This is a genomic window from Streptomyces sp. BR1, assembly GCF_052373795.1.
Classification (GTDB): domain Bacteria; phylum Actinomycetota; class Actinomycetes; order Streptomycetales; family Streptomycetaceae; genus Streptomyces.
The window spans coordinates 972,837-998,871 of sequence record NZ_CM126252.1 but is presented as its reverse complement, the minus strand read 5'-3'; the positions used below and the strand labels follow the sequence as shown (position 1 = coordinate 998,871).

Here is a 26,035-nt window from a genome sequence, read left to right as displayed (position 1 = left end):
CTCTGGGTTCCGGAAGTCGGCTTCAGAAAGCAAAGATTGCACTCGGTGAAGGTTCCCGGATGATGGGTCATGCACCGCCTTCTCGATCGCCTCCGAAAACATTCTGGATGTGTCCGATTCGCTGATGAGGCGAGCGACGAACGTGCTGCCGGTCTGCTGCTCTCGCACCTGTCCTGCAATGACCCCGCTCAGATCGACCACGTCACCCGTTCGCGGCAGCAGCACTCCGTATTCGTGATGCTCCTTCGTCCTTGGGGTTCCGGGCTGTCCGCGATCGATGATCACGCCGACTTTGACCCAGCTCCGGTCCCGCCAATCCCCTTTCGAGGCAACTTCGATGTCGCCAACAAGGAAAATGTCACCGGTTCGGAATGGCTCATTCATGATCGGCCCTCTGCTCGAGTGGGCACCACTGGGCGAAGGCGGCCGCTTCCTCCAGAGAGAATGACCTACCTATTCAGTGTCTCTTCAACGCAAGGGGATCGCACCCCGAGGAGGCTCTGTGCCCTGGGCTCTAGCTAGCTTTCATCCTTTCTCTCTTGGGCGGCGGTTCCCGTGAGCTGGGTGAGGGGGATGAAGGCGGACTCTGTCCCTAGTTCCTTGGGCGTGGGCCCCGCAGGGGTCGGGATGTCGGCAAGCCTCTGGGCGAGGGCTGCGACAGCCTCACGGTCGCCTACGAGTGCTTCGCGTTCATCGTCGGTGAGGTCGACTTGTTCGAGCATCTTGTTGATGCCGTCCTTGACCGCGAGGAGCTGGCCCTTGGTGGACTCCTTGGGGACGTAGAAGGGGCAGCGTGCGCAGGCCATGCGGTGGGGGCATTTGGCGAAGAAGTCGTAGCTGCAGTAGCCGTCGCCGAGGTCGTAGTACTTCCAGGGCTGTTCGCCGCCTGCGGCGGCGCCGGTGAGGATGCTGTCGCGGTCGATCAGGACCTCGATGGTGCGGACGTTGCGGGCGAAGTAGTCGGCCTTTTTGTAGGCGGCGGTCAGGGTTCTCTGAAGGATCTTCGCGTAGTAGCGGGTGCTGGCTGGGTGCTTGTGCCCGAGCCATTGCTGGAGGTCGCCGAGGGTGAGGGGGTCTCGGGCGTTGAGGAGCTGGGTGGCGATGGTGCTGCGGGCCCGGTGGCTGGTGAGGGCGCCGCGGGAGTCTTCCGCGGGGACGCCGGCTTTCTGGCAGAGCGCCGGGATGATGGTCTCGTTGAGGTAGGCGTTGCCGACGAGCTGCCCGCGATGGCAGAAGAGGTGCTGGCGCGGCAGGCTGGTCTTCCGGTCAGCGAGGTCGGGCTGGGGCGGCCGAACCAGCTTCCAGGCGTCGATGAGTTCGCCGACCAGCGGATCGACGGGCTTGGCGAAGGGGAGGCTGGTCTTGTTCTGTGGGATGTGCAGCAGGCAGATTGGGTAAGTCTCGCCGGTCCGTTGGTCGGTTCCCTCGTCCCAGGTGATGCAGTCCAGGTCGAGGCGGCGCAGCTCGTCCATGCGGCAGCCGGCGAAGAGCCAGACGCCGACCATGGCCCGGAGCATCTCGATCGGGTAGTAGGTTGCCTGCCAGCCTGCGGAACGGGCGCGCGGGGTGCCATAGGGCTTGAGGTCTTCGCTGTTCAGGGTCAGTCCGGCGGCCATGAGTTTGGCCCACGTCGCGTCGTCGATGATCCGCGGGTTGGGGCCCATGAGCGCGCGGAGCGACAGCGGCATGCTCAGAACCACGCGAGGGTCGAACCTCGGTTTGATCCACTCCCACTCGATGAGGTCGGAGAAGAAGCCGCGGACACTGTCGATGCGGCTGGCCTTCCCCCCTGGACTGAGAGGCTGGCCGAAGCGGGTGCGGTTGCGGCTGTGCCCGGCCCACTGCCCGACGACCGCGGTCATGGTGTCGGCGATGTACTCGGCGGCGATGTCACGGGTCCACTGCTCGGGCGCGACGGCCTCCGGGTGCTTCTCCGCCGCCCAGCGGCCGGCGATCAGGATGGCCGAGAACATCGACCGCTTCGTCCCGCGCTCGTGGGTGACCAGCTTCATCCACCGCAGAGCCGCATCCCGCCACTCGGGTGGGACGGTGGCGAGGGCCGCGGCTTCCGGTCCGGCCTTGTCCTGGTTGGTGCGTAGGGGTGAGGCGATGATGCCCTGGTCGGCCAGAACACGGGAGATCTTGAACAGGCCGCGGCGCCTGCCCTTGGCATCCGTGGACTGGTAGTGCTCCAGCAGGTCCTGCAGGAGTGGTTCGCGCAGGTCCTCCAGGCGCGGGCTGTTGTTGCTCAGCAGTACGTCGATGGTGGTGTTGCGGACCTGCCAGGGCAGCAGATGGGTGGAGTTCCGCCAGGCGGTGAGGGTCGCCTCGATCGACTCGACCGCAGGCTGGATGGCCTGGGGGCCGAAGACGAGGTCGGCGAACCGGGCCAGGCTGGTGAGGCCGGTGGTGCCGTGCAGGCGGTGGTGGCCGCCGAGCTGGTGGCCCAGGGCCACGAGATGGAACCGGAAGTCGCGTGCGTCCGCTGCGGCCTCGGCCCAGGTCGCCTCGTCCCAAGTCCAGTACGGACTCTGCCGGCGGTGGACCTCCTTCAGCAACCGAAAGCGCGCCGAGCTGGCCTTCTTGGGATCCCACTCCGTGGTGATCTTGTCGATCGGGATGATCAGGCGGGCGAGGTCGCCCGCCGGTCCGGCGTGCATCGCTGTCAGCGGGGCTATGTGTTCAAGTGCGGCCACCTCCTTCGGGATCAGGGCGGGCAGCAGGTGCCGGGTCAACGGGTGGGCGGGTGTGAGGTTCACGGTGTCTCCAGAAGCTGGGCGAGGAGTCGCTCGCGGTCGGCGTGGAGGGTGGTGTTGGCGCGGTGGAAGCGTGCGGCGAGTTCGCGGCCGGAGAGGTGGATGTATCGCATGGTTGTGGCCAGGTCGCGATGGCCCGCGTACTGGGCGATCTGGTCGATGGTCCAGTCGGCACGGGCCAGGTCCGTCAACCGCAGGTGCCGGAAGGTGTGCGTGGACAGGCGGCTGACGCCGGAAGCACGGCTCAATCGTTCGACGATCTTCGACCAGCTCGACGCTCCGAGCGGACCACCAGGGTTCCGGTTCGACGTCGACCGCAGCAGCGGGCCGCCGAGCCGACCGAAGCTTTGACGACGCTCGGCGAGGTAGGCCATGAACAACTGGCCGGAAGCCGCCCCGTAGGCAACTTCCCGTGACCGTTTGGACTTGGTCGTCTCGGCCCTCAGCCGGATCAGGCTGTAGGCGGGATCGAAGTCGTCCCCGGCCAGCTGGACGAGTTCCTCACGCCGCAGAGCGCCGTCGTAGGCGAGCGAAAGCATCAGCCGGTTCCGCAGCGGCTCGGCCCTGGCCGCTTCCAGGATCCGCTGCCAATCGCCCTCGGCCGGTATCCACGGCGCCTGCTCAACGCGCCGCACCAGGCCCCGCTTGGGCCGGCGTCCACTCCTGCCCGCCTGACCGCGGCGGACCGGGTTCCTCTCCCGCAGCCCGTCCTCCACCATGAACTCGTAGAAGGAACGGACCGCCACGATGCGCTGCTGCACCGTCGCGTTCGCCAGCCCCGGACTCGCCCGGCTGGCACCCTTCCCGCGTGGCCTGCCGGCAGGGCGCTCCAGCATCTCCCCGATCCACGCCGCCACTGTGTCCGCCTTCGCGTACAGCGGCTCCGTACCCTCGGCGGCGCAGAACCTCAGGTGATCCTCCACCGCGCGGCCGTACGAGTCGATCGTGTTCGGAGCCCGGCCGATGTTGGCCATGAACTGCAACCACCGGCGGGCCTCTTGATCCAATGCCAAGGTGGGGAACTTGCCCCACGGGACTTCGACCATGGCCCCAAGCTAGACCCGGTCGATTCCACATAAGGCATCCGAGGCAGCTCGATTTGGGTGTGTCCGCCAGCCCGAGCGACGTCAAGTATTTGACGCAGTCGGCTCTTGACCAGCCGATGTCGATGAGAGGGTGGCGGTTGTGCATGTATTTGACGTCCGAGTCCTTGGCCCGGTGGAATTCGTCGGTCGAAATGCCGACCCACTGCTCCACAAAGACGTCTCTGGGAATGCGCGCCGGATAGGGGTAGCCGAGGAGTTCACGCACCTGCTTCTTCAGTGGCTTAATTTTGTACTCACCAGTACATTGACGCCTGGTCATCCCGGGCTTGCCGTCCTGGTTCAGAATGTACAAAGGCATTGAAGCGAATCTGTGCTGCGGGTCGAGTGCGTCTTTCCGAATGTTCCCGGAGGAGACGCGCAGGATGGGAATTCCAGCTGGTTCGGCTATGTCCCGCTCCAGTCGGTCGAGATGTCGATAAACGGCCTGGGGCTCCCACCCGGTATCGGCGAATATCGCGTAATCAACCTTCGGGAGGACGCCCTTGGCGGACAGGGCAAGCATGACGCTGGATTGAACTCCAGCACCTAGAGAAATGCACTTGAAGGCAGGGGATTTGGAATCAGAAATGGTGCGTCCTTAAGGAATGAGGCAGGGGAAGAGGGGTAGGAAGGGTCAGCGCCGTGGGGGTGGCGGAGACGGCACGGCGGGCGGCACGAGCACGGGCGGTGCCGCCAAGGCGGCTCCGGGAGGCGCGGGGAGCGTGCTGATCCCGTCGGCGATGCCGCGCACCGCTCGGGCGGCGCTGCCCAGCCGGGCGTGCACGTCGCGGGGCAGTTGACGCCAGTGGGACTCGTGCTGGGCCCAGGTGAGGATGTCGCCCGCACTGTGCAGCTGACCGGAGAGCCGGACGAGGGCCGCTGCCTGCTGGCCGGCCGTGGCACGCGCGGACCGGTCCGGCACGTCCCACGGCTCCAGCGGCGCTGCTGCGGCTTCCAGGCCGTGAAGCCGGGCATGCAGGAGTGAGCCGAAGGTGGTCGTGGGGGCCTCGCGCGTGGTGAAGCGCCCGTCGGTGCGCGGGTGGGGGCGAAAGGTGAGCAGGACGTCGTCCGGCGCGATGTCCGGCGAGATGAAGTCGGCGAGCGCCCGGGTGACGTCCTGCGGAGCAGGATCAGGGCCGGGCACCGTAGGGGCCGGGGATGACTGCTCCGGCGCCGTGTCGGGAAGGGCGAAGGCGGGACCCACCCGGTGGATCTGGGCGGCGAGTTGGCGGAGCGATCGCTCGGCGTTGTGCAGCCAGGCGCGGGAAGATGCAGGCCAAGAAGGCTCGTGCAGCGGGTGCTTCAGGAGCTGGACCGTACGAGGCAACTGGGCGGCGAGGCCGTCGAGAACGGCTCTCTGCTGATGCTCACCGGCGTAGGCGAGGGCCCACAGTCGCAGCTCGTCCAGGTCGGCCGGCAGCGGACCGTGATCGGCGGCCGGGCCGTAGAGCCGGGGGTGCAGCGTGGTGACGTAGTGGTGGATGGACCCGCCGCCACTGCGGTAGCCGAAATGGGAGGCGACCCGCGGGCGGGTCCGGTAGCTGATGAGGACGTCACGGACCGCGATGTCGGGCGTGATCATGTCGGCCAGAGCGCGGGCCAGTTGGTAGGGGGTCGGGTGAGCGGGGAGCGTAGGGATCTCCAGACGGAGCGAGAGGACGGGGCCGTGCGACCGGGGTACGGCAGGCGCAGGCGGGGCCGCGTGTCAGCGGGAGCGCGCGGGCGCGGCGGCCTTGAGCGGTACCGGGCGGGCGGTCGTCAGGGCCGGGGGCTGCACAGGGCCGAGACGCGCCGCCAGGGTGCGGCAGCCGTCGGCGGTCAGGTGAACGCGTTCGTCGTGCAGGACCCGTGGGGTCTCCTCGCGGCCGACGAGCCCGCGTGCTTCCAGGGAGCGGAGGGTGCTGATGCTGATCCGGAGATCGTCGCGGCTGACCCGGGTCTTGTCGTTGTGGCGGTCGATCGTCACGTGGCCCTGGGCGACGGCCCGCAGGGCGGTGTGCTGTGCGGGCGAGAGGTCGAGCCGCTGGCCGGCGGGCATCAGGCGCTGGCGCCGCATCTCAGTGGTCAGGAGTTCCGCGGTGGTCAGAGTGTCGTCGGCGCCGAGGGCGGTCAGGTCCCGTACGAGGACGAGCCGGTCGCGCACCTCGGAGCGGGCTTCTTGGAGTGTCAGGGGCGGGCCGTCCTCGCTGGGGGCGCCCGCGCGGGCGTCGTCGAGGATGTCCTCGGCGTCCAGGAGGTGATCGGCCGCGTCCAGGGCGAGATGGGCGAGCTGCCGGATGCGTGCGTAGACCGAGCGGATGCCGGGGCTGTGGTAGATCCGCTGGTGGTTCAGCGCGTCGACGATGTGGAGCGATGAGTGGGCCAGGTGCTGGGTGTGGGGGATCTGCCGGCCGATCGCGGTCGCGGGGCGGGGGCCGTTGATCTCCAGGATGGACAGGGAGTTGAGGGCGTCGTTGTGCCGGGTGTAGTCGGCGCCGAGTGCCAGCAGTGCTTCGGGCGGGGAGAGTTGGACGGTCATCGGGAGGCGCAGAGCTCCAATCGGTGCGGGATGTGTTCAGCGGCGGTGCGCCCGGCAGGTGGGCGGGAGCCGGGCGAAGTGGTCCTCGACAGAGCGGCGTTGCTCATCGGCGGGGCGTCTGCGCCGCGGGAGTCCTGGGCGCCGGCACTGCCGCTGCGGTGGACAGAGCGGCCGGGCGGTGCTGGGCCAGCGAGCGCTGCCCCTGCTCGGTGACCGCGATGTCCTGCCCGACGAGCAGGGGCTTGCTCGTGTCGGTGGTGACGAGACCGTGCTTGGCCAGGGCCCGGAAGGTGGCGATGGAGATACGGGTGCCGTCCGTGGCTGCGACCCGGGTCACGCTCACCCTCCGGTGGAGCACCTTCTCGTAGAGGCGCCCCTCGCCCTGGGCCAGCGACTTCAGCGCCTTGTGCTGGGTGTCGTTCAGCCGGGCCACGGCCTGGTGCTGGGCGGCATGCGGCGGGCGGGGCGCGGCGGCGGGCAGGCTGCGGCTGATGCGGGTGGCGAGGTAGTGACAGGCGGTCGCCGCCACATCGAGCTGCAGGGCGGCGTCCTTGAGGTGGCTGTTCATGAGAGGGATGGCCTCGGCATGGCGAGCCGCGCGGACCTGGTCGTCATCGGCCGGATGCCCGCCGAAGGGCGCCCCCTCGTACGGGTTGGCGGAGATCGCCGAGGCGAGGTCGGTGCCGGCCAGGGAGGCGCCGAAGACGGCGGCGGACAGGGACTCCAGTCCGGCCAGGCTGCCGGTGACGCTCGTGTACGCGCTGTCGTTGTCCAGCGCCGTCAGGCGCCCGAGCATGGCAGCGGTCAACTCCTGGGCCTTGAGCAGGAGCGGAGTGATCTGGTGCAGCGCGTCCGTACCGGGAGAGTAGGAGAGGTCGCGCACGCGTTCGTGCAGCTGCTCGAACCCCTGGGCCAGAGTGCGGAGTTGTTGTGACTGTGTGTTCAGGTCGAGCGGGGGCATGGGGTGTCGGGGCGGGGTCATCGGCTTCGGGCGGCCGTCTGCGTGCGGGTTGCGCAGGACGGTGCCGACGCGGTGGCGAGCTTCGGCGCCTGCCCGGCCGCCGCGTGCGGCGCGGGGGCAAAGGAATCGAGGACGGCGGCAACGTCCGCGAGGTGCCGGGTGCAGGCGAGTGCCTGCTGGTTCGTTGCGGGGTGAGTGAGGGCCCGCAGCGTGACGTCGGGATCGCTGTTGCCGCATTCAAGACAGCAGCGGTAGCGGGGGTTCCAGTCGTCGGGGACGTCGTGGATCTGTGGCATGGGCGGTTCCAGGTGTGCTGACGCTCGGCGCGCAGATACGGAGGGGCGCTGCGGGAAGCCGGGCGGATGGAGGGCGAGTTCTAGGCGGCGGGGCCGTAGTCGGACTGTTTCGGGGCGGCCTTGGCGACGGCCCGCTCGGTGATCCCTCTTGATGCGCGGGCGGAGGCGGCGGACAGCTGGTCGGAGCCGGGCTCCAGGTACCAGGGGCGCAGGTCGAGCATCGCGGCGCGCATACCGGTGGCGAAGGCGAGCGCGGTGCCTTTGGGCAGGGCGCGGATCGCGTCGGCGGGCAGGATACGTTCCTGCCGCATCGAGACCGAGGTGGACTTGCCGGACTCCGAGTGCGAGGTGGAGGTGGTCTCGACGTCGTGGTCGCCGATGAGGCGGGAGAGCTTGTCGGCGAAGTCCGGGTCGTCGATTCCGCTGCCGATTACCTTGATCGTGGAGGCGGACCATAGCGCGTCCATGCCGGCGTCCCCCCAGACCTTCTGGCCCTGGCGGTATGACTGCAAGATCGTGATCGGGATGATCCCGCGGCTGCCGAGATGGGAGTACAAGTCCGGAAGGTCGCTGATCTTGCACACGTTCGCGGCCTCGTCCAGGATCGCGAGCATCGGCGGGTCCAGGCGTCCGCCGGCGCGCTCGGCCTGGGCGGTCGCGGCCCGCATCACGGAGTCCGCGCACGCGGCGATCAGTGCGCTGGCTCCTCCGCCGCCGTCCTTGGAGAGCAAGAACAAGGTGTCGGTCGAGGTGACGAACGCCTCCGGCCGGAACTCCTCGATGTCCTTCTGCGGCGTCACCCACGCCGCGATCTCGCTGTTGAGCAGCGCGGCGGCGTACTGCCGGGCGGTCTCGTAGATGCCGTCCCTCGTTTCGGGCGGCCCCTCTACGGTGCCCTTGAGCTGGGAGGCGACAGCAGTGAAGCCGTGGTCGCGCAGGATGTCGAGCGGCGTGCGGTCGGCGGGGAAGGCCAGCCACTGCATCACGTCGGTGATGGGGCGCTCGTCGAGGGCGGCGGCCAGAAACAACTGGCTCAGGATGTTGGATCCGGCCTTCGACCAGAAGTCGCCCTGCTGGCTCGCGTCGACGCTCGCGGCGAGGAAGTGCCCGGCGAGGCGGCCTGCCCCGTCGAGGGTCTTGGCGGTGGCCAGCGGGTTCCACCACATCTCGCGCTGCGCGTGGGCGATCTGCTGCGGGTCCATCGACCAGGTCCGGCCGACCGCTGCCCGCGCGTCGAGCGTGGTGGTGAAGGCATCGCCGGCCGCCTTGTTGGAGGTGAGCAGGACCGGGCCGGGGGCGTTGAGGATGGAGGGGATCGCCAGGGAGGTGGTCTTACCGGAACGCGGCGCCATGATCGCCACGGCGACGTCCTCGTACCCCATGCGCACCTCGTACTTCGTGCCCTGGAGATTGCCGAGGAGGATGCCGGTGTCCTTGGCGTCGATGTGTTTGGCGTCCTTCAGACTCGGGCGCAGCGAGCGGGCCTTGGCGGTGATGGCCTTGGACATCAGCGGCTCGATGTCCGTGTGCTTGGCCATGCCGTCGATGCGCTTCTTGCGCCCGCCGCCGGTGCCCTTGTTCCGCTTGTAGAGCATGGCGGCGGTGATGCCGAGGGCGAGCAGCACGGCGCCGGGCAGGATGCGCGTGCCCACCAGGAGGGACGTTTCTTCCAGGCCGGGCCAGAGCTGGTCGGGGTGCAGGAGGGCTTGAACGGGCTGGTAGGGAGCGCCGGGCCCGGAGTCGGTGGCCCAGGCGGTGATCTGCCCGCCGAGCCAGGCGAGATTGGACAGGGGGACCGCGACGGCGATGGCCCCAAGAAGGATCTTGAAGGCGATGTCGGTGGCGTCGGTGGACTTGGCGGAAGAGGGCTGGGGCAAGAGGGCAGTTCCAGAGGGGAGTTGATGTGGCGGGCCGGTCAGCGGGCCCGGCGCTGCTTGGGCACGTGCGGTCCGCTGGGCGGCGTGGCCGGCGGCGGGGTGGTGCGCTGGGCGAGGGCGGTGGTGCGGTGCTCCAGTGCGAAGGCGAGGGTCCCGGCGGCCACCCGGCCGGTGGTGGTGCGGCCGTGGGTGGCCGCCAGGTGCGGGACGCGGTGCGGTTCGCGGACCAGGGGCGTCTCGTCGGCCAGCGCGCCGAAGAACGCGGCGACCAGGTGGGGCGGGGTGTCGCCGTCCAGGCAGGCGCGCCAGACGGACGGCAGGTCGTGGACGGACACTTCGGCGATCCAGCTGGCGGTGCGTCCACCTTCTTGGCCGAGGCGGTCGACACGGGCCAGGCCGTTGGGTGAGGTCATGCCCTGGGGTGAGGGGCGACCGTCGTGGTGGCGGGGAGCGTGCCAGCCTGCCGCGCGCAGCGTCTCGTACGGGTCGACGGAGGCGGCCTGTGGTGCGGCGGGGTCGGTGAGGGCGTCGGTGACCGCGGCGATGATCTCGACCGGAGTGCCGGCGTTGAAGGTGACCGACCAGGCCCGCTGGTCGCCGTGGTGCGCGTGACGCAGGGTCCACCGCGGTTCGGCCGGGTCCGGGTCCGGGACGATGCGCAGCTGGGCGAGCTGGTCCGGGCTGGTCAGGATGACCCGGGGCACGAGCGGGTCCTCGCCGGTGCTCCAGCGGCAGGCGCGGTGGAGCGGGACGGTGACCCAGGCAGGGTCGCCGGGGCCGGCCAGGTAGCGGGGTAAGACCAGCGTGATGTCGATGTCGTGCGGCACGCCGCTCACCTGCGGGCCATGGAGGACGGCGCTGCGACGGGAGCCACGGGGCGTGCGTGCGTCGTGGTGGAGGTCAGAGCCGGTGAGCGCGGCGGGAGTTCCTGGACGGCGGACTGGATTTCGAGGAGCGCATGGCCGTGGGTGGCCCAGTCGTCGAGGTAGGACCAGGCTTCCTCGTTGCGCTCGGCGAGCGCGTCGTCGTACGCGAAACTGCCCGGCCGGGCGGTCGGGGGCAGCGCGTCACGGGCTTCGAGCCACTGCTGCTGCAGCGTGCCGAGCTGCGTCAGGGCGTCATCGAGGACGCCCAGCTGCCAGGGCCAGCGGGACTGGAGGTGCGAAGCGTTGAGCTGCTGTACCTGGACCTCGGCGGTGGCCAGCAGGTCCTTGGCGAAGGAGCGGACGCGGTTGAAGGACCGCCAGGTGTCCGCGTCGCGCTTCACGGCACGTCGGCCGTGCTCGTCGTCGTCGAGGGGCCAGCCGTCGAGGTCGCTGTGCTCCTCGCGCCAGGCGTCGAAGTCGGCGAGGATCTGCTCGCTCTCGCGCAGGAAGGCGGCGAGCTGGTGCAGGCGCTCGCGGTGGATCTCATCGGGGGCAGGGGCAGTTGGGGACAAGGCGCTCTCAGACGGATGCGGGAACAGGGGAAGGCGGTGAGCCGGGCGGGAGCGCCGCCCGGCTCGTTCAGCGGGCCCGGCCAGCGGCGGGAGCGGCCGGTGCGGCAGGGGCCGACGGCGGGGCCGTGGCGAGTGCGGCCTTGCGGCGGGCCTTGCGCGCGGCGGCACGCGTCGCCTTGAGCCGTACCTCGTGCGCGGCGGCGAGCTGCTCGCCCTGCGGACCGCGCTGCTCCTGGGTGACCAGGTGGGAGTGCGGCACGTCGTACATGCCGCGCTGCACGGGTGCGCCGTCGGCCAACGCGTTGGTGAACGCGGCGATCAGGTGGGGCGGCATCTGCTCGTCGAGGTAGGCGTGCCAGATGCGCTGGAAGCCTCCGCCGCCGGTGGGCAGGGCGGCCTGGGCCCGCCAGTGGAAGCGCTCACCCGGCTCGACGGCCCACCGCTCCAGGCTGAGGATGCCGTTGGGGTGGTGGGCGGTCTCGTTGCCGTGTTCGTCGCGCTCGTAGGACCAGCCCGCCGCGGTGAGGGACGACCAGATGGGCGGAGCCTGCTCCGGGGCGGGCTCGAGTAGCGTGTCGGTGAGGTGGGCGAGGATCTCCACGGGGGTGTTCGCGCCGAACTCGGTGTACCAGCGACGGCCGTCTTCTTCCCGGCCGCGGATACGCCACCATGCCCCGTAGGGCTCGGGGTCGGGTTCCAGCACCACGCTGTGCTGGTAGTCGGGGTTGACCAGCAGGACGTGCGGGAAGTCGGGGTCGGACCGGTTCGTCCAGCCCGCGGCCCGCAGCGCCTGGGTGATGTGCCTTGGATCGCCGCGCCCGGCGAGATGGCGGGGCTGGGTCTCGAACCAGATGGTGCTGTGCGGGTCGTTGGCGCGGGTGGGGAGATAGGGATCGTTCATCGCCTCGGGGCGCCGGTCTGCGTACGCAGCCGCTGGACGTCCCAGTGCAGGACGTGCCAGTCGGTGGCCTCCTGGGCGGCTTCGCGGAAGGCTTCCGTGGTCTGGCGGGTTTCGTCACTGTCGGGGAGCGCGGCCTGCTGGCCGATGATGTGTTCGCTGCAGCGCAGGATGTTGCCGAGCTGGATCGGAACGCCGAAGTCCTCGTTGAGCAGCGGGGAGAGCAGCGGCAGCACGTCGTTGAGCGGAGGGTGTTCGCGGAGGTAGGCCGCGAGGTCCGCGAGGGTGTCGGCGGCCTGACGGATCCGCATGCCGCTAGGGGCCTGGGGCCCGTCGTGGGAGGCGGAGTCCTGGGCATCCGGGGACGGCCGACGGTCTCGGGGTGTGCGGGTGACGTGCGGGGCGAAGGTGCGGAACTGCGCATCAAGGCCGTTGACCTTGTTCAACAGGTTCCTCAAGGAGTCGAACGCCTCGTCGCTCTCGCCCTGCAGCTCGGAGGCGAAGGGGTCCTGGAGGACGAAGTCGTTGCAGATGTCGCCGATCGCTTCGAAGATCTGCGTGAGGCGGCGAATGGCTCCGTCATGGCGGTCGACGATCGGGGCCAGGACCTCGGCGATGTCTGCGGGGCATTCGGCGCGGTCGATTCTCTGGCTCAGGCGGAGCAGTCCGGTAGTGATGGCCGTGATGTCGCTGGGGAGGGAGTCGTCGTGCTGGGGCAAGGGTGATGGGCTTTCGATCGGGAGGGAACGGGGGGCTGGTCAGCGGCGGGCCCGGCCGCCCGCGGCGGTGTACGGGCCGGCGGTGGGGGTTTGGCGTCGGGGCCGGGTGGAGGCCCAGGAGTTGCGGGCCCAGGTGGCGGCGCGGGCGGCCCGGATGCGGGGCTGCTGCCAGGCGGACAGCTGGTCGGGCCGCACGGACACGGAGGTGGTGCGGATGCGGGTGGAGGGCGGCACGTGCCCACGCGGGCGCATGACCTGCTGCGGGTCGGACAGGGCGGCGCTGAACGCCTGGACGAGGTGCATCGGAGTGGAGGCGGTGAAGGAGGCGTCCCAGACGCGCCCGTGCTCGTTGCGGGCCCCTGCCCACCACAGCGCCTCGCCGGGCTTGGACTGGTGGAACTGCATCCAGGCACCGCCGTCGGGGCTCATGGCGGTGACGTGCTGGCCCTGCTCGGTCTTCCAGTGCTGCTCCTGCAGGGGCGCCCACACGTTGGGCGCGTGTGCGGAGCGGGGGCGCGTGAGGGCGTCGGTGAACCCGGCGACGATCTCGACGGGCACCTGGCGGGTGAAGGTCGCGTGCCACGCTTCCTGCCCGGGGGCGGCCTTCGCGGAGATCGTCCACCCACCGGGCTGGACGTGCGGGTTGTAGCCGATGCGGACGGACTTGTCCGGGCTGTCGAAGACCAGCGGCCCGCCGGTCGTGGACTTGTCATGCCAGCCGGAGGCCCGCAGGAATTCGCTGACGTAGCGGATGTCGCCGCCGCCGGCGAGGTAGCGGGGCTCCACCAGGTAGTGCTGCTCGGCTTGCTGGGCGCCGGGGCCCCAGCCGGTCCACTGCTGCTGCTTCACCGGCTCCTCCTGACCACCATGGCGGAGGCGACGGGCTTCGGCGGTGCGGTACTTGCGGGTGGTGTCCCGAGTTGCTTGATGGTGGTGGCGTGCTCGTCAAGATCCGTGCCGACGCTGTGGAGTTCGTTGGCGGCCCGGCCCATCGCGAGCCACACCTCGGGCGGGAGCATGCCGCGGTGGGCCTGGCTCTGGGCGAACCGGGAGCCGCTCTCCACCAGATGGGTCACTCCGGTCAGGAGTCCCTCTTCGAGGTCGAGGACCTCGCTGAGGATCGCGGCAGCCTGGCGGGGGGTGGCCTCGGTGAGGTACTCGTCCAGGACCCTCAAGCGCAAGGCGATGTCCTTGGCGAGGTTCGCGGCGGAGTTGGACGGGTCGGTCATGGGCCTCCTGGGCAAGGGAGAGAGTGGTCAGCCGCGTCGGCCGAGGCGACGGGCTTCACTGAGGACGGCCTCTGGCCGGGCGCCGGCCAGAGGGATGGGGCGCTTGGTACTGCCGACGGCGACGGCGCGCAGGTAGTGGCGGAACAGGGCTGTGGCCAGGCGCGGCTTTCGCGTGGCAGCGATGGGCGGGGGCGTGCGGTCGGGGGTGGGGATGTGCGGTCTCTCTCGGGTGGCGGGCCGGCCCCCGGCGGGGCCGGCCGAAGAAGAATGGTCAAGGGGATCGGCGGGAGCGGTCTGCCGAGGGCGGGGGCACCGGGGCTGGGGCCAGTGGTGAGGGCCGTGATGGGACGGCGCCGGGGTGGCGGTGGTTGCGGATGTCGGCGACCGCTTGCTGATAGGCGGCGGGGTCGAAGAGGTCGTCGGGGATGTTGACCACGTATCCGGCCAGGAGCAGGGAGGGCAGGGCCCGGGTGGCGGCCTGCTTCTGCTCGTCCTCGCTGAGGTGGCCGGGGACTTCGTGCCAGACGTAGACGGGTCCGGCGGTGGTCACGGTCTTGCGTTGCAGGCCGAGGGCGTCGAGGAGGGCCAGCAGCTGCTCGGGCGCACCGGTGGGCGTCTCGGCATAGATCGCGTCGGTCAGGGGCTTGCGGTAGATCTCGACGTCGCTGCCGTAGTCGTCGGCTCGGTTACCCACGGGCGGGGCCTCCTTCTTTTTCCGAGGGCTATCGCCGCCGGGCAGGCGACTTGGACGGGGCCACGACCGGAGCGGTCTCCAGGGCGGGCTTGGTCTGCGGGAGGCGCACACTGACGCCGATACCGAGCCGGTCCAGCTGCGCTGCCGCGCGCTGGATCGCCTGAGCCTGCGTGGCGGTGTCCTCGCCGGACAGCACGAACGCGTCCTGGTCCTGGTCGTAGACGCAGCCGTTATCGGTGAGGATCTGGGCGGCATCAGCCCGTTCGGGCTTGGTGACGTGGAAGTCCCGCCCCGCCAGCGTGATCACGACGAGCTCCGGGGGCGCGGCCGGTGCCAGACGCGCGGCATGGTCGTGGACCTGGGCGAGGGCCTTGTCGTAGCGGGGCAGCAGGTCGGTGGTGATGTCCGCGGCGGCCTGGACCGGATCGTCGGGAACGATGATGCCGTCGGGCTCTCGTACGTCACGGAAGGCTTCTGCGTCGATGCCGGCCGGGGCGACGGCGCCGACGAGGAACTCCTCGCCGCTGCGGGGGCGCGCGATGACGTACAGGCGGGTGCCGTCGTCGCGGGTGAGGACGGCGTCCTGGTCCAGGACGTGCTCGGCAATCGCGTGCGCGAGAAGGTCCATGTCCCAGACGTGTTCGGCGCGGGCGAACTGGTCGGGGTACTGCGTATGCGTCTGGTGCTCGCTGGTCCAGTGGCCGGGGAGTTCGTCGGCCAGGGCGATAGCGAAGGACGCGAGGTCGGGTGCGGATTCGTCGTGCATGGGTTCCTCGGGGATGGGGGTCAGCGCCGCCGTCCGGCGGGGGCCGGGGATGCGGGCGGCGGGCTGGGTGTGGTGGTGGTCCGGGGCGGGGGCGGGCAGCCGCAGACGGCGGAGGCTTCGCGCTCATTCGGGCCGACGTCGGCGCTGCACGCGCTGCGCTGCGGGTGCGGTTGGTGCCGGTCGGCGAGGTCGGCGCGTACGCCGGCGAGGTCGGAGCGGATGACGTTCAGGGGTTCTTCGGCGAGGTAGCGCAGCCGTCCGGCGGTGGCGATGTCGGCCGCTCCGCCGAGGCTCAGGTGGAACTCGGCCGTTGCCGCAAGGATGTCGTCGAGGGCGGCCAGGACACCGTCGTGGGCGGCGGTGAGTTCGGTCAGGACGTCTGCGACCTCCTCGGTGGTGGTCGCCTGGCGGATGCGTTCGGCCTGGTGGGCGACCAAGGCGCCGAGGGGGAGGTAGTGCGCCTCGCGCAGTTCGGTCTCGAACGCCGCGTCGCAGTCGACGTCGTACCGGACGGCGCGCAGCCGGGCCACGGCCCGGGTGGCCAGACGCTCCTCTTCGGCCTCGTCGAGGCCGATGGGCAGCCGGTGGTAGTGCTCGTGTGGGCGGACGATGGGGACGAAGCCGGTGCGCTCAAGGATGCTGTGCGCTTCCGGGTCGCCTCCGCGGGCGAGGACTTCACCGGAGTGCACGTCGCGTTGCAGGGTCAGGTGGCGGTCGGCAAGGGCCAAGGGCGGGACTTTCTGGGAGTGTTCAGCGGGAGCGGCGCGCCGGCGCCGGGCGTGGAGCGGCGGGCGCGTGGGTGGTCAGGGCGGCGCGCTGGCCCGCTCCGGGCAGATCCGCGGCGGTGGCTTCCAAGTTCTGCTGGATGCCGTACAGGCGCCGGGCGATCAACTCCAGTTGGTGGGCCGCGTCGGGCCCGTAGGCGTGGGGCAGCTCCTGAAGCCGGTGGGCGGCCTGCTCGACCAGGCCGCGCACCGCGGCGATTGGGCCGTTGGTCTCGTTGGCGAGCTGGCACATCACCGTGGCGAGCTGCGCGGCCACCGCGGGTGGGGACTGCTCCGCCACCGTCCGCGGCAGCACCGGGCGTTGGGCCGGAAGCTGCACAGACAGCGGACGCCCGCCGTGGGGCTGGGCGGGCACCAGACCCAGGTCGGCCTCGATGCTCCGGCACTCTTCCATGAGCGTCCGGGCGAGCGGATAAGGCTGCCGGGCCCAGGCGCCGTCTTCGCGGATGAGGTTGGCGATCACGTCGAGTCGGCCGGGGCGGACCTGGAGGGCGACCCAGCGGCAGGCGTGCTCATCCCCCGCGGGCGCCAGACCGGCGATGCGGGCCAGCCGCTGGGCGATCTCCGCCCACTCCGGTGGGCGCAGGGCCCGGTAGGCGGGGTGCAGCCGCACCGCCATATGGAAGATCTCGGGATCGTTGGCGTTCGGTCCGCCGGCGTAGGGGTGGAGGCTCCGCGGCGCAAGGAGGTAGTCCTCCCAGTCGGCGAACATCCACCCTGCCGGTCTGCCCCCGGCGATGCGGGAGGGCAGGGGTGGGCTGGCCACCACGAGATCACCCAGCACGTCCTGCTCGGCGACCGGGCGGTCCAACGCCCGGGATAGCGGGATAGAGGGGAAGAACTCCGCCTCGTTGACGTACGGGATCACCGGCCGCCCCGGGCATCGGCGATGTGCACGAGCTGGTTCAGTGCGGTGGTGGAGTACCAGGCGCAGTCGATCACGGTTCCCGCGTCGGCGAACTTCGGGACCAGGTAGTCCTCCAGGGCGCGCAGGTAGATGAGGCAGTCGGGGCAGCGGCGCGAGAGGTGGACCAGGTAGCGGGGGTGGGCGGTGACGAAGGTCTGCTGCCCGCCGTTGGGGTCGCGCAGCCGCCACCCGTCCTCGTCGGTCGGCGTGTGCCAGGACGGCGTCACCACCGTCATGGCATCGCCCCACAACTCCCCGCCGGCGACTCCCTTGAGGATGACGACCTGGTCGCCGGGCCGGAAGTGGCCATGGGCCATGTCCCGGTCGGGCGTGAGGATGTCGGCGGGAACGTACGGCGGGCGAACAGCTTCGGGCACAGAGGGGTCCTTCCACGAACGGCACTGGGTGGCGGCGGGAAGGACAATGGTCCGGACGATCCCCGGTTTTGCTAACCGGGGATCGTGGGGTATAAGGCATCCCTCGCCTGCCCCGAAGCGGTCGCCGACGTCCTAGCGGAAGGGGTTCTCCGTGCCCCGGTCGGCCTCGGTGGCGGCATCGAGAAGCTCGGGCAGGTCGGTTCCTTCGGCGTCCCGCTGGTCGATCCACCACCCGGCGCGGGTGATCGTGCGGATCTTCTCTTCGAGGGCGGCCCAGTCCGCCTCATCCCAGGTGCCTTCGACGACCAGCGCGGTGTAGGCGGCGGTGACCAGCTGGTGGCGGGAGCGCTCGCCCCACTCCAGGGCGCGTTCGGGGCCTTCGAGCGCGGGCATGTCGAACTGGGCGGCCCAGTCGGCAGCCGCCTGCTGTTCGGCGGCACGACGGGCGGCGAGCCACTCCTCCTTGCTCGCGCTGTCGCCGTCGCGGGCGGCCTTCCAGCAGTCGGTGCAGTCACGCCCGGCGAGCCAGCGGGCGAAGGAGGCCCGCCTGTCGGCGGGGCGGTCGGACAGGTTGTGGGTTACGGCGTGTCCACAGGTGTGGACAACTTCATAGGACGTTCGGACGGCCATGGGCGAATTTCCTTGCGGGTAGGGGGTGTTCAGCGGGCAGTGTGTGCCGGTGTGCGGCGGTGCCGACCCCGGCGGCGGGCGGTGGTCTCGGGGACGCTTCCGCCTTCTGCGTCGTCTCAGCGTGTCCTGCGGATGGCGTCTGTGGCCGCCGTGGCGATGGCGGCGGGGGCGCTGGAGGGCTTGGGCAGGTGCAGCAAGGTGGTCCCCGGCAAGTGGCGGGACTTGGCGGTGAGGGTGAGCTGGAGTACGGCGCAGCCGGCGGTCGTGAGCTGCTTGACGCGGGTGACGGCCTGAGCGGTTTCGTCGCTGCCGTAATGAGCATCGGTGACGATCACGAGGAGGCGGCCAGCGCCGGGCCGGCTGAGTTCGAGGCCGTGGTCCAGTGCGTCGATGGCGTCGCCGAGGTTGTGGGCGCCGCCGTTGGCATTGAACGTCGTCACGCGCTCTGGTGCTCGGTGAGTGGGCCGGATCAGTGCGGTCAGGTGCTGGTCGTAGGCGATGGTGGCGGTGAGGGAGTCGGGGTCGGTCAGGGCTGCTGCGCGTGCCACGATCCAGGCAGCGGACGCGACGGGCGCGCAGGCGGCACGCATGGAGCCGGAGACGTCGACGGCGATACCCACACGCAGCGGTGGGGTGGGGGAGTTCCGGCGGCGAGTATGGGTGAACGGTTCCGCGGTGGGGACCGACCCGGCCGCGCGCTGAGCGTCGCGGGCGAGGGCCGCGCGCATGTTGAGGCGGCCGGGCGGGGCGGGGCTTGTGGTCCGCTCCTCGGTCCGCTCGCGGTAGGCGGCGGCACGCAGGGCACGGCTCAGGCGCGCGGCGGCACTCTGCTCGGCGGCGGTGGGCCTGCGGGTGCCGGTGACCGGATTGCTACGGGGTGCCGGTGTGCCGTCGGGGGTGACGGTGGTGCCACGGGCGTTGAAGACCGACTTGGCGGTGGCGGCGGCTTTGCGTCGCTGGCCGGCCCGCTGGGCGCGGTTATGAGCCTGCGCCTTGGACTGCGCGGCCATGGCGTTGGCCGCTGCGGCCTGTGCCGCGAGGTCGGCGGCGTCGGTGGCGGCCGTGCTGTCCATGACGACCCCCACGGCGCTGGACAGCAGATCGGTGAGGTTCTCCGGTACCGGCAGGGCAGGGGCCGCGGTGTCCAGAGCGTCGCACCAATCTTGGGCGTGCGCGAGCATGGTCGTGGCGTCGTGGTCGGCGCACTGGTGGGCTGCGGTCCAGATGCGGGTGAGGGTGGCCAACAGGTTGGCGCCCAGCACCTTTTCGCACAGATCGGCGACGGCCCGCGTCTCGCCGGCGTCCAGGATGCCGACGTCACGGCGGCCGAGGACCAGGGCCGCCACCGCGGCGGCCTGCTCGATGCCCTGGAGGGTGGGGTGGGCGAGGTCGGGCATGACCAGGGTTCGGGCACTGGTGCGCAAGTACGTGCGATCCGTGGGCCGCCTGATCAGGTGTGCGCCTTCGACACGGCTCTCCTCCAGCAGGAGCGCGGCCTCGACGACACGGGGGTCCGCTCCGGCAGGCTCCGTCCACACGGAGTGGGCCGCGTGCGCGGCCTCGTGGACGAACACCCCCCAGGCGGCGGGATACCGCTCCTCGTCGCCCACGATCCGCGGATGGATCTCGTGGGGCTTCAGCGGGGCGAACAGGCCGGCGTCGAACTCGACCTCGCCCAGCGTGGGGAAATACGCGGCCGGTGCACCGCTGCGCGTGCCGGGGCGGCAGGTGACGAGGAGGTCCTGGCGGCCGGAGAGGGCGACCAGCCGGTCGCCGAGTTCGGCTCCCACGCGCAGCCACAAGTGCGGGGAGGAACGGGGTTGCGCGGGCGGGGCGCCGTCGTCGTCCCATCGCGCGAGGTCGGCGTCGTCGTCCCGCGTGGTGGCGGGGGACTGGACGTGGTGGTGGGCGCTCATCGCGAGCGGCCCCGGTGCGCGGAGCCGATGCTGCCCGGGGGCTGCCGGATGGCCGAGGCGGACAGCTGCTTGCCGAGGGTGAGGGGCGCGACCTCCTTGACGCCGGCAGCCTTGATGACGGCAGCGGCGACGATGTCGCGATCCTCCACAGGAGCGATGCCGACCAGGTTCGCGAGCGCGGCCTTTGTACCGAGGACGGCCTCGGTCTTCTGGTAGCTGAGCAGCTCCCGCAGTTGGGGGGCCCAGCCCAGCTCGCCGAGTTCGACCTGGCGGGCGAGGTGCCGGGCGACCCGGACCACCCGGGCATCGATCCTCAAGGCCAGGGCGAGGTCATAGTCCGTGCCGATCTGGATCTGCACGCTGAACCGGCTCGCGAGCGCCTCCGTCAACACCGCCCCGTGGACGCCGGGATTGTGGCCCGCCACCACGTAGAAGCCCGGCTCGGCCTTGATGGTCTCGCCCTTGTGGGCCTTGACCTGGATCTGCCTGCGCCCGTCCATCGCGGGATACAGCGCCGCCAGGACCTTCGGTGAGATCAAGGTGGCATCGTCGATCAGCAGGGCGCGGCCCTCGGTCATCGCGGTGACCAGCGGACCGTACTGGAAGACGTAGCCTCCCGCGTCGTCCTGTGTGTACTCGCCGATCAAGTCGCCGACCGTGGTGTCGCCGTCACCGGCGACGGTGAGCAGGTCCGGGAACGCCGCCTCGACCAGACTGGTCTTGCCGGTGCCCGGAGGGCCGTAGAGCAGCACCGGCACATCGGCGTCGCGCAGGCGATTCAGCGCCTCGACGTCGGGCAGATCGGCCAGCTCGCGAGGGTGGTAGAGCTGGCCCCCCGCGCGGCGGATCGGGCCGGTCTGCTTCGGTGTGGCTGCTGCGGGAGTGGTCGTGCGATGCGCTGCCGATTGGGCGCGGGGAGAGTGGGTGCCCGGTGGGCTGATCACAGCGGTCTGCGCGGCTGCGGCGGTCTTCGCGTTCGCTCGGAACTCCGGCTGCCCGCTTCCGCTTTGGTCGGCCTCACCACGTGTCACCAAGGTGAGGGCCGCGTTGCGGACGGCGCCGTGGGAGTGGCCCAGCTGCCGGGCCATGTCCCCGATGGTGAGCGTGTCCGCCGGCCGGTCGGCCAGCAGTCGGGCCACCTTGGCCCGCAGTTCGCCGCCCTTGGTCCGCGCTGGACTGGTAGGCGTTCCGGGTGTGGTCAAACGAGGTCCCTTCAACAGGTGCGGGTGCGGGCGGGGTTGGCGATGCGCTGGAGAGGCTGACCGCTCTCGGAGCGGATCACGGACTGTGCCGACATCGGCGACCGGGCCAACCGGGGCGTACCGTCGGCGCTCACCGGCCGACCGAGAGCTCGGTCCAGGGGCAGAGGCTGGTCGGCGACGAGCAGCTCGCTGGCTGCCGAGCAGGCCCGTGCGTCCGCTCCGTACCGGGTTCCGTCGCTCGGCAGGCGCAGCCTGGCGTCTCTTCGAAGCCGGACTGGAGCAGGATCCGCCGGGCGGCGGCGTTGTAGCCGGTGGTGGTGATCTCGCCGGTGATGGTGTGCCGGATCGTCATGAACGGCTCTGCTGGTGCTTCGGGCAAGGCGGAACTCCTATCGGTGGTGGCGGAAAAGGGGTGGGGTGTGGGGCGAAGGTGAGGCGGGCCCGGAGCTTCCAGCACATCAACGGTGCGTGGCTGGACCACGAACGATGGGCAATGACTGCCGACGCGCTCCAGGGCGGGCCTCACCGCCCCGCAGCTACCTGACTCGCCGCTCCGCACGTTCCGATAGCCGGGCGTACCAACAATGACCACGGGTGAATTTCCTTGCGGATAGGGGGTGTTCAGCGGGCGGCGTGTGCCGGTGTGCGGCGGTGCCGACCCCGGCGGCGGGCGGTGGCACCAGGGACGGACAGGTGCCGGTGGGCGGCGAGCAGCACGATCAGGGTGACCGCGGCGCCCGCGGCGGGCAGGGCCGCACCGAGGTGGGGATGTTCGGCGAGCGCGCCGGCCAGGGCGGTCCCGGCGGCCTGGCCGGTGCCGACGGCGGCGATCAGCCACGCGTACGCCTCGGTCGTGGTGCCGGGTGGGGCGAGCGCGTCCACGGCCAGGAACGCCGAGGTGATCACGGCGGTGAGCAGCAGACCGGGCACTGCCGTCAGCGCGACCGAGCAGACGGGGCCGGTGGCCGCCGTCAGTGGCAGCCATCCGGCCGCGAACAGGGCGGCTGCCGTGAGGAGTTGCCCGGTGAGCGAGCCCGGCCAGGTCCGGCGCCCGTAGAGGAAACCGCCGACGAGGCTGCCGAGGGACAGCGCGGCGGGGATCAGCCCGGACAGCAGGTCCATCCCGAGATCCGTAGCGAGCGAGACGGCCCACACGTTCATCGCGCCCAGGGCGAGACCGGTGCCGCTCACCGCGACGAACAGCCACCGCAACCCCGGGTGGACCAGGGGGCCGAGCGCCCCGGTGCGGTGGGGTACGGGGGCGGGGCGCCAGCGGCGCGAGGGCGCGGCGCTCAGCACCACCACGGCACCGAGCAGCCCGAGCGCGGCGCTCACCACCATCGCAGTGCGCGGCCCGGTCGTCGTGGACAGCACGGCGACCAACGGGGGCCCGGTGACGTAGATCAGCCCCTGGGCGCCGGTGTCCAGCGCAAGCGCGGCCCGGCGCCGCGCCTCGTCCGGCAAGACCACGGGCCACAGAGCCCGCAGTCCGGCCTCCAGCGGCGGAGTGCTCAGCCCGGCGAGCGCGACGAGCGCGGCGGCCAGGCCCGGCCGGGCGGCGGCCTCCACCACCGGCAGGACCAGCAGACAGGCCGTGGTGAACACGACCGCCGTCGCGGTGACCAGCGTCTGTCCGCGCCGGTCGACCATCCGGCCCAGGACCGGCTGCCCGATGGCGGAAGCCAGTCCGTACAGCGCACACAGCAGGCCGCCCGTCTTCAGCGATCCGCCCTGGTCGGCGACGAGCAGGAGGATCGCGACGGGCGCCATCCCGTTCGGCAGACGCCCGATCAGCGTGCCGAACAGCAGGCGGGCGACGTGACGTTGCGCGAGCAGCGGGCCCGAGCCGGTGGTGGAGGTCAACACGTACTTTCTGGGGTGAGGCACCCCGATACGAGGGGTGCTAGCGGCGCCGGGCGGTGCCGGGGGTGCGGGGCGCGGCCGGTCCGGCGGGCGGTGTGACCGGCGGTGCCGGGAGCGTGGGGCTGGTGTGGAAGGCGGGGCGTGGAGTGCGGTGGGGCGGCAGGACGCCGGCCCCGAGGCTCTCGGCGGCGGACTCGATCTCCTCCCTCAGTGCGCCCAGTTGCCTGGCGAGGACGGACAGGCGCGCGGCGGAGCGCTGGCCCTGCCGCGTCTCCAGCGCGTCGGCGAACTTCGCAGCCCGGTCCAGGAGTTCGGTCAAGCGCGGCAGCGGACCGCGGGAGAAGCCGGAGTCGTCGACGGCGTCGAGCAGCGCCATATAGACGTCCCCGGTGTGCCGCGCCTCGTCGACCTGCCGGACCAGCTTCGCGACCGGGGCCTCCGCGGTGGGAGCCTGGGGCGCGAAAGGGGCGACGTCCGGGTGCAATACCCCTGCGGGGACCGCCGGCGGGGACGCCTCGACCGCGGTGTTCACGGTGTCGTAGTGGCCCAGTACCCGCATCTGCTCGCTGCCGACTTCGCCCGCCAGCACCACCACCGTCTGCTCGCCGTGCTCGACGAGGTGGGCCAGGGTGATCAGCTCGTTGTCGGCGCTGTACCAGACGTCGTCAACATCCAAATCGCCGCGCCGCCAGGCCGCCTGTGCCAGGTCCGTCCACAGCTGCTGTTCCTCATGTGTCAGCGGCGCTCCGGTGGGGCGGTGCTGTCCGGCGAGGTCACTGACGATGAAGGAACGCTCGGCCCAGGCCAGGACATAGGGCCACAGCTGGAGGTGACGGACGCGGGAGGCATCGGGCTCGGGCTGGCCGGTGGGCGCGGAGTGGATGCGGTGGATCTGGTCGGCGGCGTGGGCCATGTCGTCGACCAGCTCGCGCCAGGCGGCATGATGCCGGGCCGGCGGCATGGCGTCCACGGCGCTCCGCGCGGCGGCCAGCAGCGTGTTCGTGTGCGGACGTACGTGGCGCTCGAACGCTTCGGCGGCTTCCTGGCGTCTGCCGCGCGCAAGGTCCGCGGCGGCGGGCGAGGCATCTGCGGCATCGGCTGCTTGGGACCAGGCGCGCTCGTAGCGCGCATGGATCAGCGCGAACTGCGTCTGGAAGGTGTGCAGTTCGTGGAGGGCGGTGCCGAGGTCTTCGGCGGGGGTGTCGGTGATGAGGTGCTCCGGGACAGGGAGGGGCGGCGCGGTGGCAGCGGGCGAGGTTCAGCGGCGCGGGGCGGGGGTGACTGCGGTTACTGCTGGCGGGGGCAGCGCGGCGGTGGAGAGGGCCTTGGGCTTTGCCGGGGTGGGGTATGCGGGGGGTGTGGCGGCGCGGGCCATCTCGATCAGCTCCTCGCCGTCGTGGAGCCACACTGTCCCCGCCTCGGCGAGGGCCTCGGGATCCGGGCCGTCCAGGTCGTCGAGGCTCAGGCCCTTCTCCACGCGGTCGAGGAAGACGGCCTGCTCGACCGGAAGCGGCGTGGTCGCGCGCAGGGTGGCGATGAACGCGGTGGCGTGGGCGCGGAACCGGTACAGCGCCGCCTGAAGGTCCACGGTGTCGTACGGCCCGGCCTCGCTCTCCTGGGCCCAGCGCAGGTCCTCCTCGGCTTCGGCCAGGCGTGAGAGATGGACGGCCCGCTCGTAGTCGGGCAGCAGGCGCGTCTGGATGAAGCGGGTGGCGAGCCGGGCGTTGGAGGCGATGACGCTGCGCGGAGCCGGGGCTGTCACGCGGACGTAATCGGGGCTCGGGGCCAGGGCGCCGACGATGTAGGAGCCGTCCGAGGGCCGTTCGGCCAGTAGCAGTTCGGTGCCGCCGCCGTCGCGCAGGATCGCGGTGAAGCCCAGCCGGTTCGTCTCCAGGAGGCCGTGCAGAGCACCGGTCTCCCACACGAAGTCCCGCAGGTAGTGCTGGTCCCGCTGCTCTCGCAGCGGCTCGATGTCTGCCATCCAGTGTCCGGGCAGCGCGGTCACGATCGCCTCGGCGATGTCGCCGAGGTAGGGGCGGGGGTGGGTGGTCACGGCGACCTGGCAGTTGAGGGCGGCTTGGTGCAGGTGCGTGAGGGCGTGGCGAGCCTGGGCCTGGTCTTCCAGCGCCAGGGTGTGGAGGCCGTCGGGGGTCTCGGTGAAACCGGCCAGGTCGAGGGCGGTCTCGGCCCACCTGCGGCCGGTCCCGCTGGTCAGGGCGACGATCTTGTCGCGGGCGCTCAGGTACAGCGTGATCTCGGCGGACGGGGACAAATGGGGGCCTTGTGTCGTCGAAGGGGTCAGCGCCGGGGGCGCTGCGGAGGATGGGGCGCGGGCTGTGAGGGCATCGCGGTCACCGGGCGGTGAGGCCACCAGTTCACGGGCCCGGGGTGCCCGGCGGTGGGAAGCAGGTTCGGGTCGAGGTCGACCGGGTAGCCCGCGGCGCTGAGCATCTGGGCGGCGCGGGTGGCCTGCCGGTTCTCGTTGTCCTGGCCGGTGTCGAAATGGAGCCGGATCCAGAACCCGCCCAGCGCGGGCTGGAAGATGAACCCGGCGTGTTCGAGGAGGCGCCGGGCGAGTTCATCGACCGGCCCGTTCACCTCGACCTCTCCGGTGTCCTGGCGGGTGATCCGGATCGGCTCGGTGGGCGGGCTCACCGGCCCCGCCCCTGACCTGTGTACGTGCTGGGGAGAGAGACGCCGGCCGGTGGTGCCGGGGACCGCGCCGGGGTGGTGGACAGCGCGGGGGCGTGCTGAGTGGAACGTGCTGCCGCGGCCTGGGCGATGCGGTGCTGTCGTTCCATCAGCCCATTGCGTACGTACGGCGGGCCCGGAGGCCCGGGGGTGAGCGCGGGGTCGAGGGAGTAGTCGCCCTGCACGGTGAACCCGTGGCGCCGCAGGTCCAGTACGGCCTGGCGCGTGCGGCGCTGACCGTCCTGCTCAGGGTGGGTGAGCCGGTACAGGCCCGGCAGGTCGGGGACGGGTTCGAACTGCTCGCGGGTGAGGAGCCACTCGGCCAGGTGCGCGGTGATGGCGGCCGTGGGGGCGGCGACGAAGCCGTGCTCGGGATGGACGGCAAAGTGAAAGTGGTCGGACAGGAGGCGGAACCTTTCTGATGGGG

The 26,035-nt window shown here is 71.1% G+C and carries 27 protein-coding genes and 1 pseudogene; 1 reads left to right on the top strand and 27 read right to left on the bottom strand.

All coding sequences use genetic code 11. The features are described 5' to 3' along the window. Nucleotides 1-518: 518 nt before the first annotated feature. The 27 genes and pseudogenes from ACT1U9_RS04565 to ACT1U9_RS04435 form a co-directional block, all read right to left on the bottom strand. Nucleotides 519-2,759, bottom strand: a complete 2,241-nt coding sequence (locus tag ACT1U9_RS04565) for a tyrosine-type recombinase/integrase (protein WP_444537079.1) — start codon at nt 2,757-2,759, stop codon at nt 519-521. After that, the gene (locus ACT1U9_RS04560; protein ID WP_444537078.1) at nt 2,756-3,802 is read right to left on the bottom strand and encodes a tyrosine-type recombinase/integrase; all 1,047 of its coding nucleotides are present in this window, start codon (nt 3,800-3,802) and stop codon (nt 2,756-2,758) included. The genes ACT1U9_RS04565 and ACT1U9_RS04560 overlap by 4 nt, the downstream gene beginning before the upstream one ends. Nucleotides 3,803-3,836: 34 nt before the next feature. Continuing rightward, nucleotides 3,837-4,364, bottom strand: a pseudogene (locus ACT1U9_RS04555) (hypothetical protein); the annotation flags it as partial. Between the two features lie 111 nt (nt 4,365-4,475). Further along, nucleotides 4,476-5,423, bottom strand: coding sequence for a hypothetical protein (locus ACT1U9_RS04550; RefSeq protein WP_444537077.1), 948 nt, complete (start codon nt 5,421-5,423; stop codon nt 4,476-4,478). A 123-nt stretch (nt 5,424-5,546) separates the two neighbouring features. Continuing rightward, nucleotides 5,547-6,359, bottom strand: coding sequence for a hypothetical protein (locus ACT1U9_RS04545; protein WP_444537076.1), 813 nt, complete (start codon nt 6,357-6,359; stop codon nt 5,547-5,549). A 103-nt stretch (nt 6,360-6,462) separates the two neighbouring features. Further along, nucleotides 6,463-7,320 carry a hypothetical protein gene (locus tag ACT1U9_RS04540; RefSeq protein ID WP_444537075.1) on the bottom strand — a complete coding sequence of 286 codons (858 nt, stop codon included), beginning with the start codon at nt 7,318-7,320 and terminating at the stop codon, nt 6,463-6,465. Between the two features lie 17 nt (nt 7,321-7,337). Beyond that, nucleotides 7,338-7,616: a hypothetical protein gene (locus ACT1U9_RS04535; protein ID WP_444537074.1), complete on the bottom strand. Its 279-nt coding sequence runs from the start codon at nt 7,614-7,616 to the stop codon at nt 7,338-7,340. Nucleotides 7,617-7,696: 80 nt separating this feature from the next. Then, nucleotides 7,697-9,493 (bottom strand): type IV secretory system conjugative DNA transfer family protein, encoded by a 1,797-nt coding sequence (locus ACT1U9_RS04530; protein ID WP_444537073.1) that lies wholly within the window; start codon nt 9,491-9,493, stop codon nt 7,697-7,699. Nucleotides 9,494-9,531: 38 nt separating this feature from the next. Then, nucleotides 9,532-10,320 carry a DUF317 domain-containing protein gene (locus ACT1U9_RS04525; protein WP_444537072.1) on the bottom strand — a complete coding sequence of 263 codons (789 nt, stop codon included), beginning with the start codon at nt 10,318-10,320 and terminating at the stop codon, nt 9,532-9,534. A 5-nt stretch (nt 10,321-10,325) separates the two neighbouring features. Beyond that, nucleotides 10,326-10,931, bottom strand: coding sequence for a hypothetical protein (locus tag ACT1U9_RS04520; RefSeq protein WP_444537071.1), 606 nt, complete (start codon nt 10,929-10,931; stop codon nt 10,326-10,328). A gap of 67 nt (nt 10,932-10,998) precedes the next feature. Further along, nucleotides 10,999-11,832: a DUF317 domain-containing protein gene (locus tag ACT1U9_RS04515; RefSeq protein WP_444537070.1), complete on the bottom strand. Its 834-nt coding sequence runs from the start codon at nt 11,830-11,832 to the stop codon at nt 10,999-11,001. Further along, nucleotides 11,829-12,548, bottom strand: coding sequence for a hypothetical protein (locus ACT1U9_RS04510; RefSeq protein ID WP_444537069.1), 720 nt, complete (start codon nt 12,546-12,548; stop codon nt 11,829-11,831). Before ACT1U9_RS04510 ends, ACT1U9_RS04515 begins: the two co-directional genes overlap by 4 nt. Nucleotides 12,549-12,587: 39 nt before the next feature. Continuing rightward, nucleotides 12,588-13,397 carry a DUF317 domain-containing protein gene (locus ACT1U9_RS04505; protein WP_444537068.1) on the bottom strand — a complete coding sequence of 270 codons (810 nt, stop codon included), beginning with the start codon at nt 13,395-13,397 and terminating at the stop codon, nt 12,588-12,590. After that, nucleotides 13,394-13,777, bottom strand: a complete 384-nt coding sequence (locus tag ACT1U9_RS04500) for a hypothetical protein (RefSeq protein WP_444537067.1) — start codon at nt 13,775-13,777, stop codon at nt 13,394-13,396. The genes ACT1U9_RS04505 and ACT1U9_RS04500 overlap by 4 nt, the downstream gene beginning before the upstream one ends. A 271-nt stretch (nt 13,778-14,048) precedes the next feature. Continuing rightward, nucleotides 14,049-14,471: a hypothetical protein gene (locus ACT1U9_RS04495; protein WP_444537066.1), complete on the bottom strand. Its 423-nt coding sequence runs from the start codon at nt 14,469-14,471 to the stop codon at nt 14,049-14,051. A gap of 28 nt (nt 14,472-14,499) precedes the next feature. Then, on the bottom strand, nt 14,500-15,237 hold the full coding sequence (locus ACT1U9_RS04490) for a hypothetical protein (protein WP_444537065.1): 738 nt from the start codon (nt 15,235-15,237) through the stop codon (nt 14,500-14,502). A gap of 20 nt (nt 15,238-15,257) precedes the next feature. Next, on the bottom strand, nt 15,258-15,965 hold the full coding sequence (locus ACT1U9_RS04485; protein ID WP_444537064.1) for a hypothetical protein: 708 nt from the start codon (nt 15,963-15,965) through the stop codon (nt 15,258-15,260). Nucleotides 15,966-15,987: 22 nt separating this feature from the next. Next, the gene (locus ACT1U9_RS04480) at nt 15,988-16,890 is read right to left on the bottom strand and encodes a hypothetical protein (RefSeq protein ID WP_444537063.1); all 903 of its coding nucleotides are present in this window, start codon (nt 16,888-16,890) and stop codon (nt 15,988-15,990) included. Continuing rightward, a complete protein-coding gene (locus ACT1U9_RS04475; protein ID WP_444539005.1) occupies nt 16,887-17,246 on the bottom strand; it encodes a hypothetical protein in 360 nt (119 codons plus the stop codon). Before ACT1U9_RS04475 ends, ACT1U9_RS04480 begins: the two co-directional genes overlap by 4 nt. 192 nt (nt 17,247-17,438) lie before the next feature. Next, on the bottom strand, nt 17,439-17,936 hold the full coding sequence (locus tag ACT1U9_RS04470) for a hypothetical protein (protein ID WP_444537062.1): 498 nt from the start codon (nt 17,934-17,936) through the stop codon (nt 17,439-17,441). A gap of 116 nt (nt 17,937-18,052) precedes the next feature. After that, the gene (locus tag ACT1U9_RS04465; protein ID WP_444537061.1) at nt 18,053-19,852 is read right to left on the bottom strand and encodes a hypothetical protein; all 1,800 of its coding nucleotides are present in this window, start codon (nt 19,850-19,852) and stop codon (nt 18,053-18,055) included. Beyond that, nucleotides 19,849-20,991 (bottom strand): AAA family ATPase, encoded by a 1,143-nt coding sequence (locus ACT1U9_RS04460; RefSeq protein WP_444539004.1) that lies wholly within the window; start codon nt 20,989-20,991, stop codon nt 19,849-19,851. Before ACT1U9_RS04460 ends, ACT1U9_RS04465 begins: the two co-directional genes overlap by 4 nt. A 193-nt stretch (nt 20,992-21,184) precedes the next feature. Continuing rightward, nucleotides 21,185-21,406: a hypothetical protein gene (locus ACT1U9_RS04455; RefSeq protein WP_444539003.1), complete on the bottom strand. Its 222-nt coding sequence runs from the start codon at nt 21,404-21,406 to the stop codon at nt 21,185-21,187. Between the two features lie 269 nt (nt 21,407-21,675). Then, the gene (locus ACT1U9_RS04450; protein ID WP_444537060.1) at nt 21,676-22,917 is read right to left on the bottom strand and encodes an MFS transporter; all 1,242 of its coding nucleotides are present in this window, start codon (nt 22,915-22,917) and stop codon (nt 21,676-21,678) included. A 40-nt stretch (nt 22,918-22,957) separates the two neighbouring features. Continuing rightward, nucleotides 22,958-23,887 (bottom strand): hypothetical protein, encoded by a 930-nt coding sequence (locus ACT1U9_RS04445; protein WP_444537059.1) that lies wholly within the window; start codon nt 23,885-23,887, stop codon nt 22,958-22,960. Between the two features lie 288 nt (nt 23,888-24,175). After that, on the bottom strand, nt 24,176-25,189 hold the full coding sequence (locus tag ACT1U9_RS04440; RefSeq protein WP_444537058.1) for a hypothetical protein: 1,014 nt from the start codon (nt 25,187-25,189) through the stop codon (nt 24,176-24,178). A 26-nt stretch (nt 25,190-25,215) separates the two neighbouring features. After that, a complete protein-coding gene (locus ACT1U9_RS04435) occupies nt 25,216-25,572 on the bottom strand; it encodes a hypothetical protein (RefSeq protein WP_444537057.1) in 357 nt (118 codons plus the stop codon). Between the two features lie 230 nt (nt 25,573-25,802). On the opposite strand from ACT1U9_RS04435, the gene ACT1U9_RS04430 reads away from it, so the two are divergent. Beyond that, nucleotides 25,803-26,030, top strand: coding sequence for a hypothetical protein (locus tag ACT1U9_RS04430; protein WP_444537056.1), 228 nt, complete (start codon nt 25,803-25,805; stop codon nt 26,028-26,030). Nucleotides 26,031-26,035 lie beyond the last annotated feature (5 nt).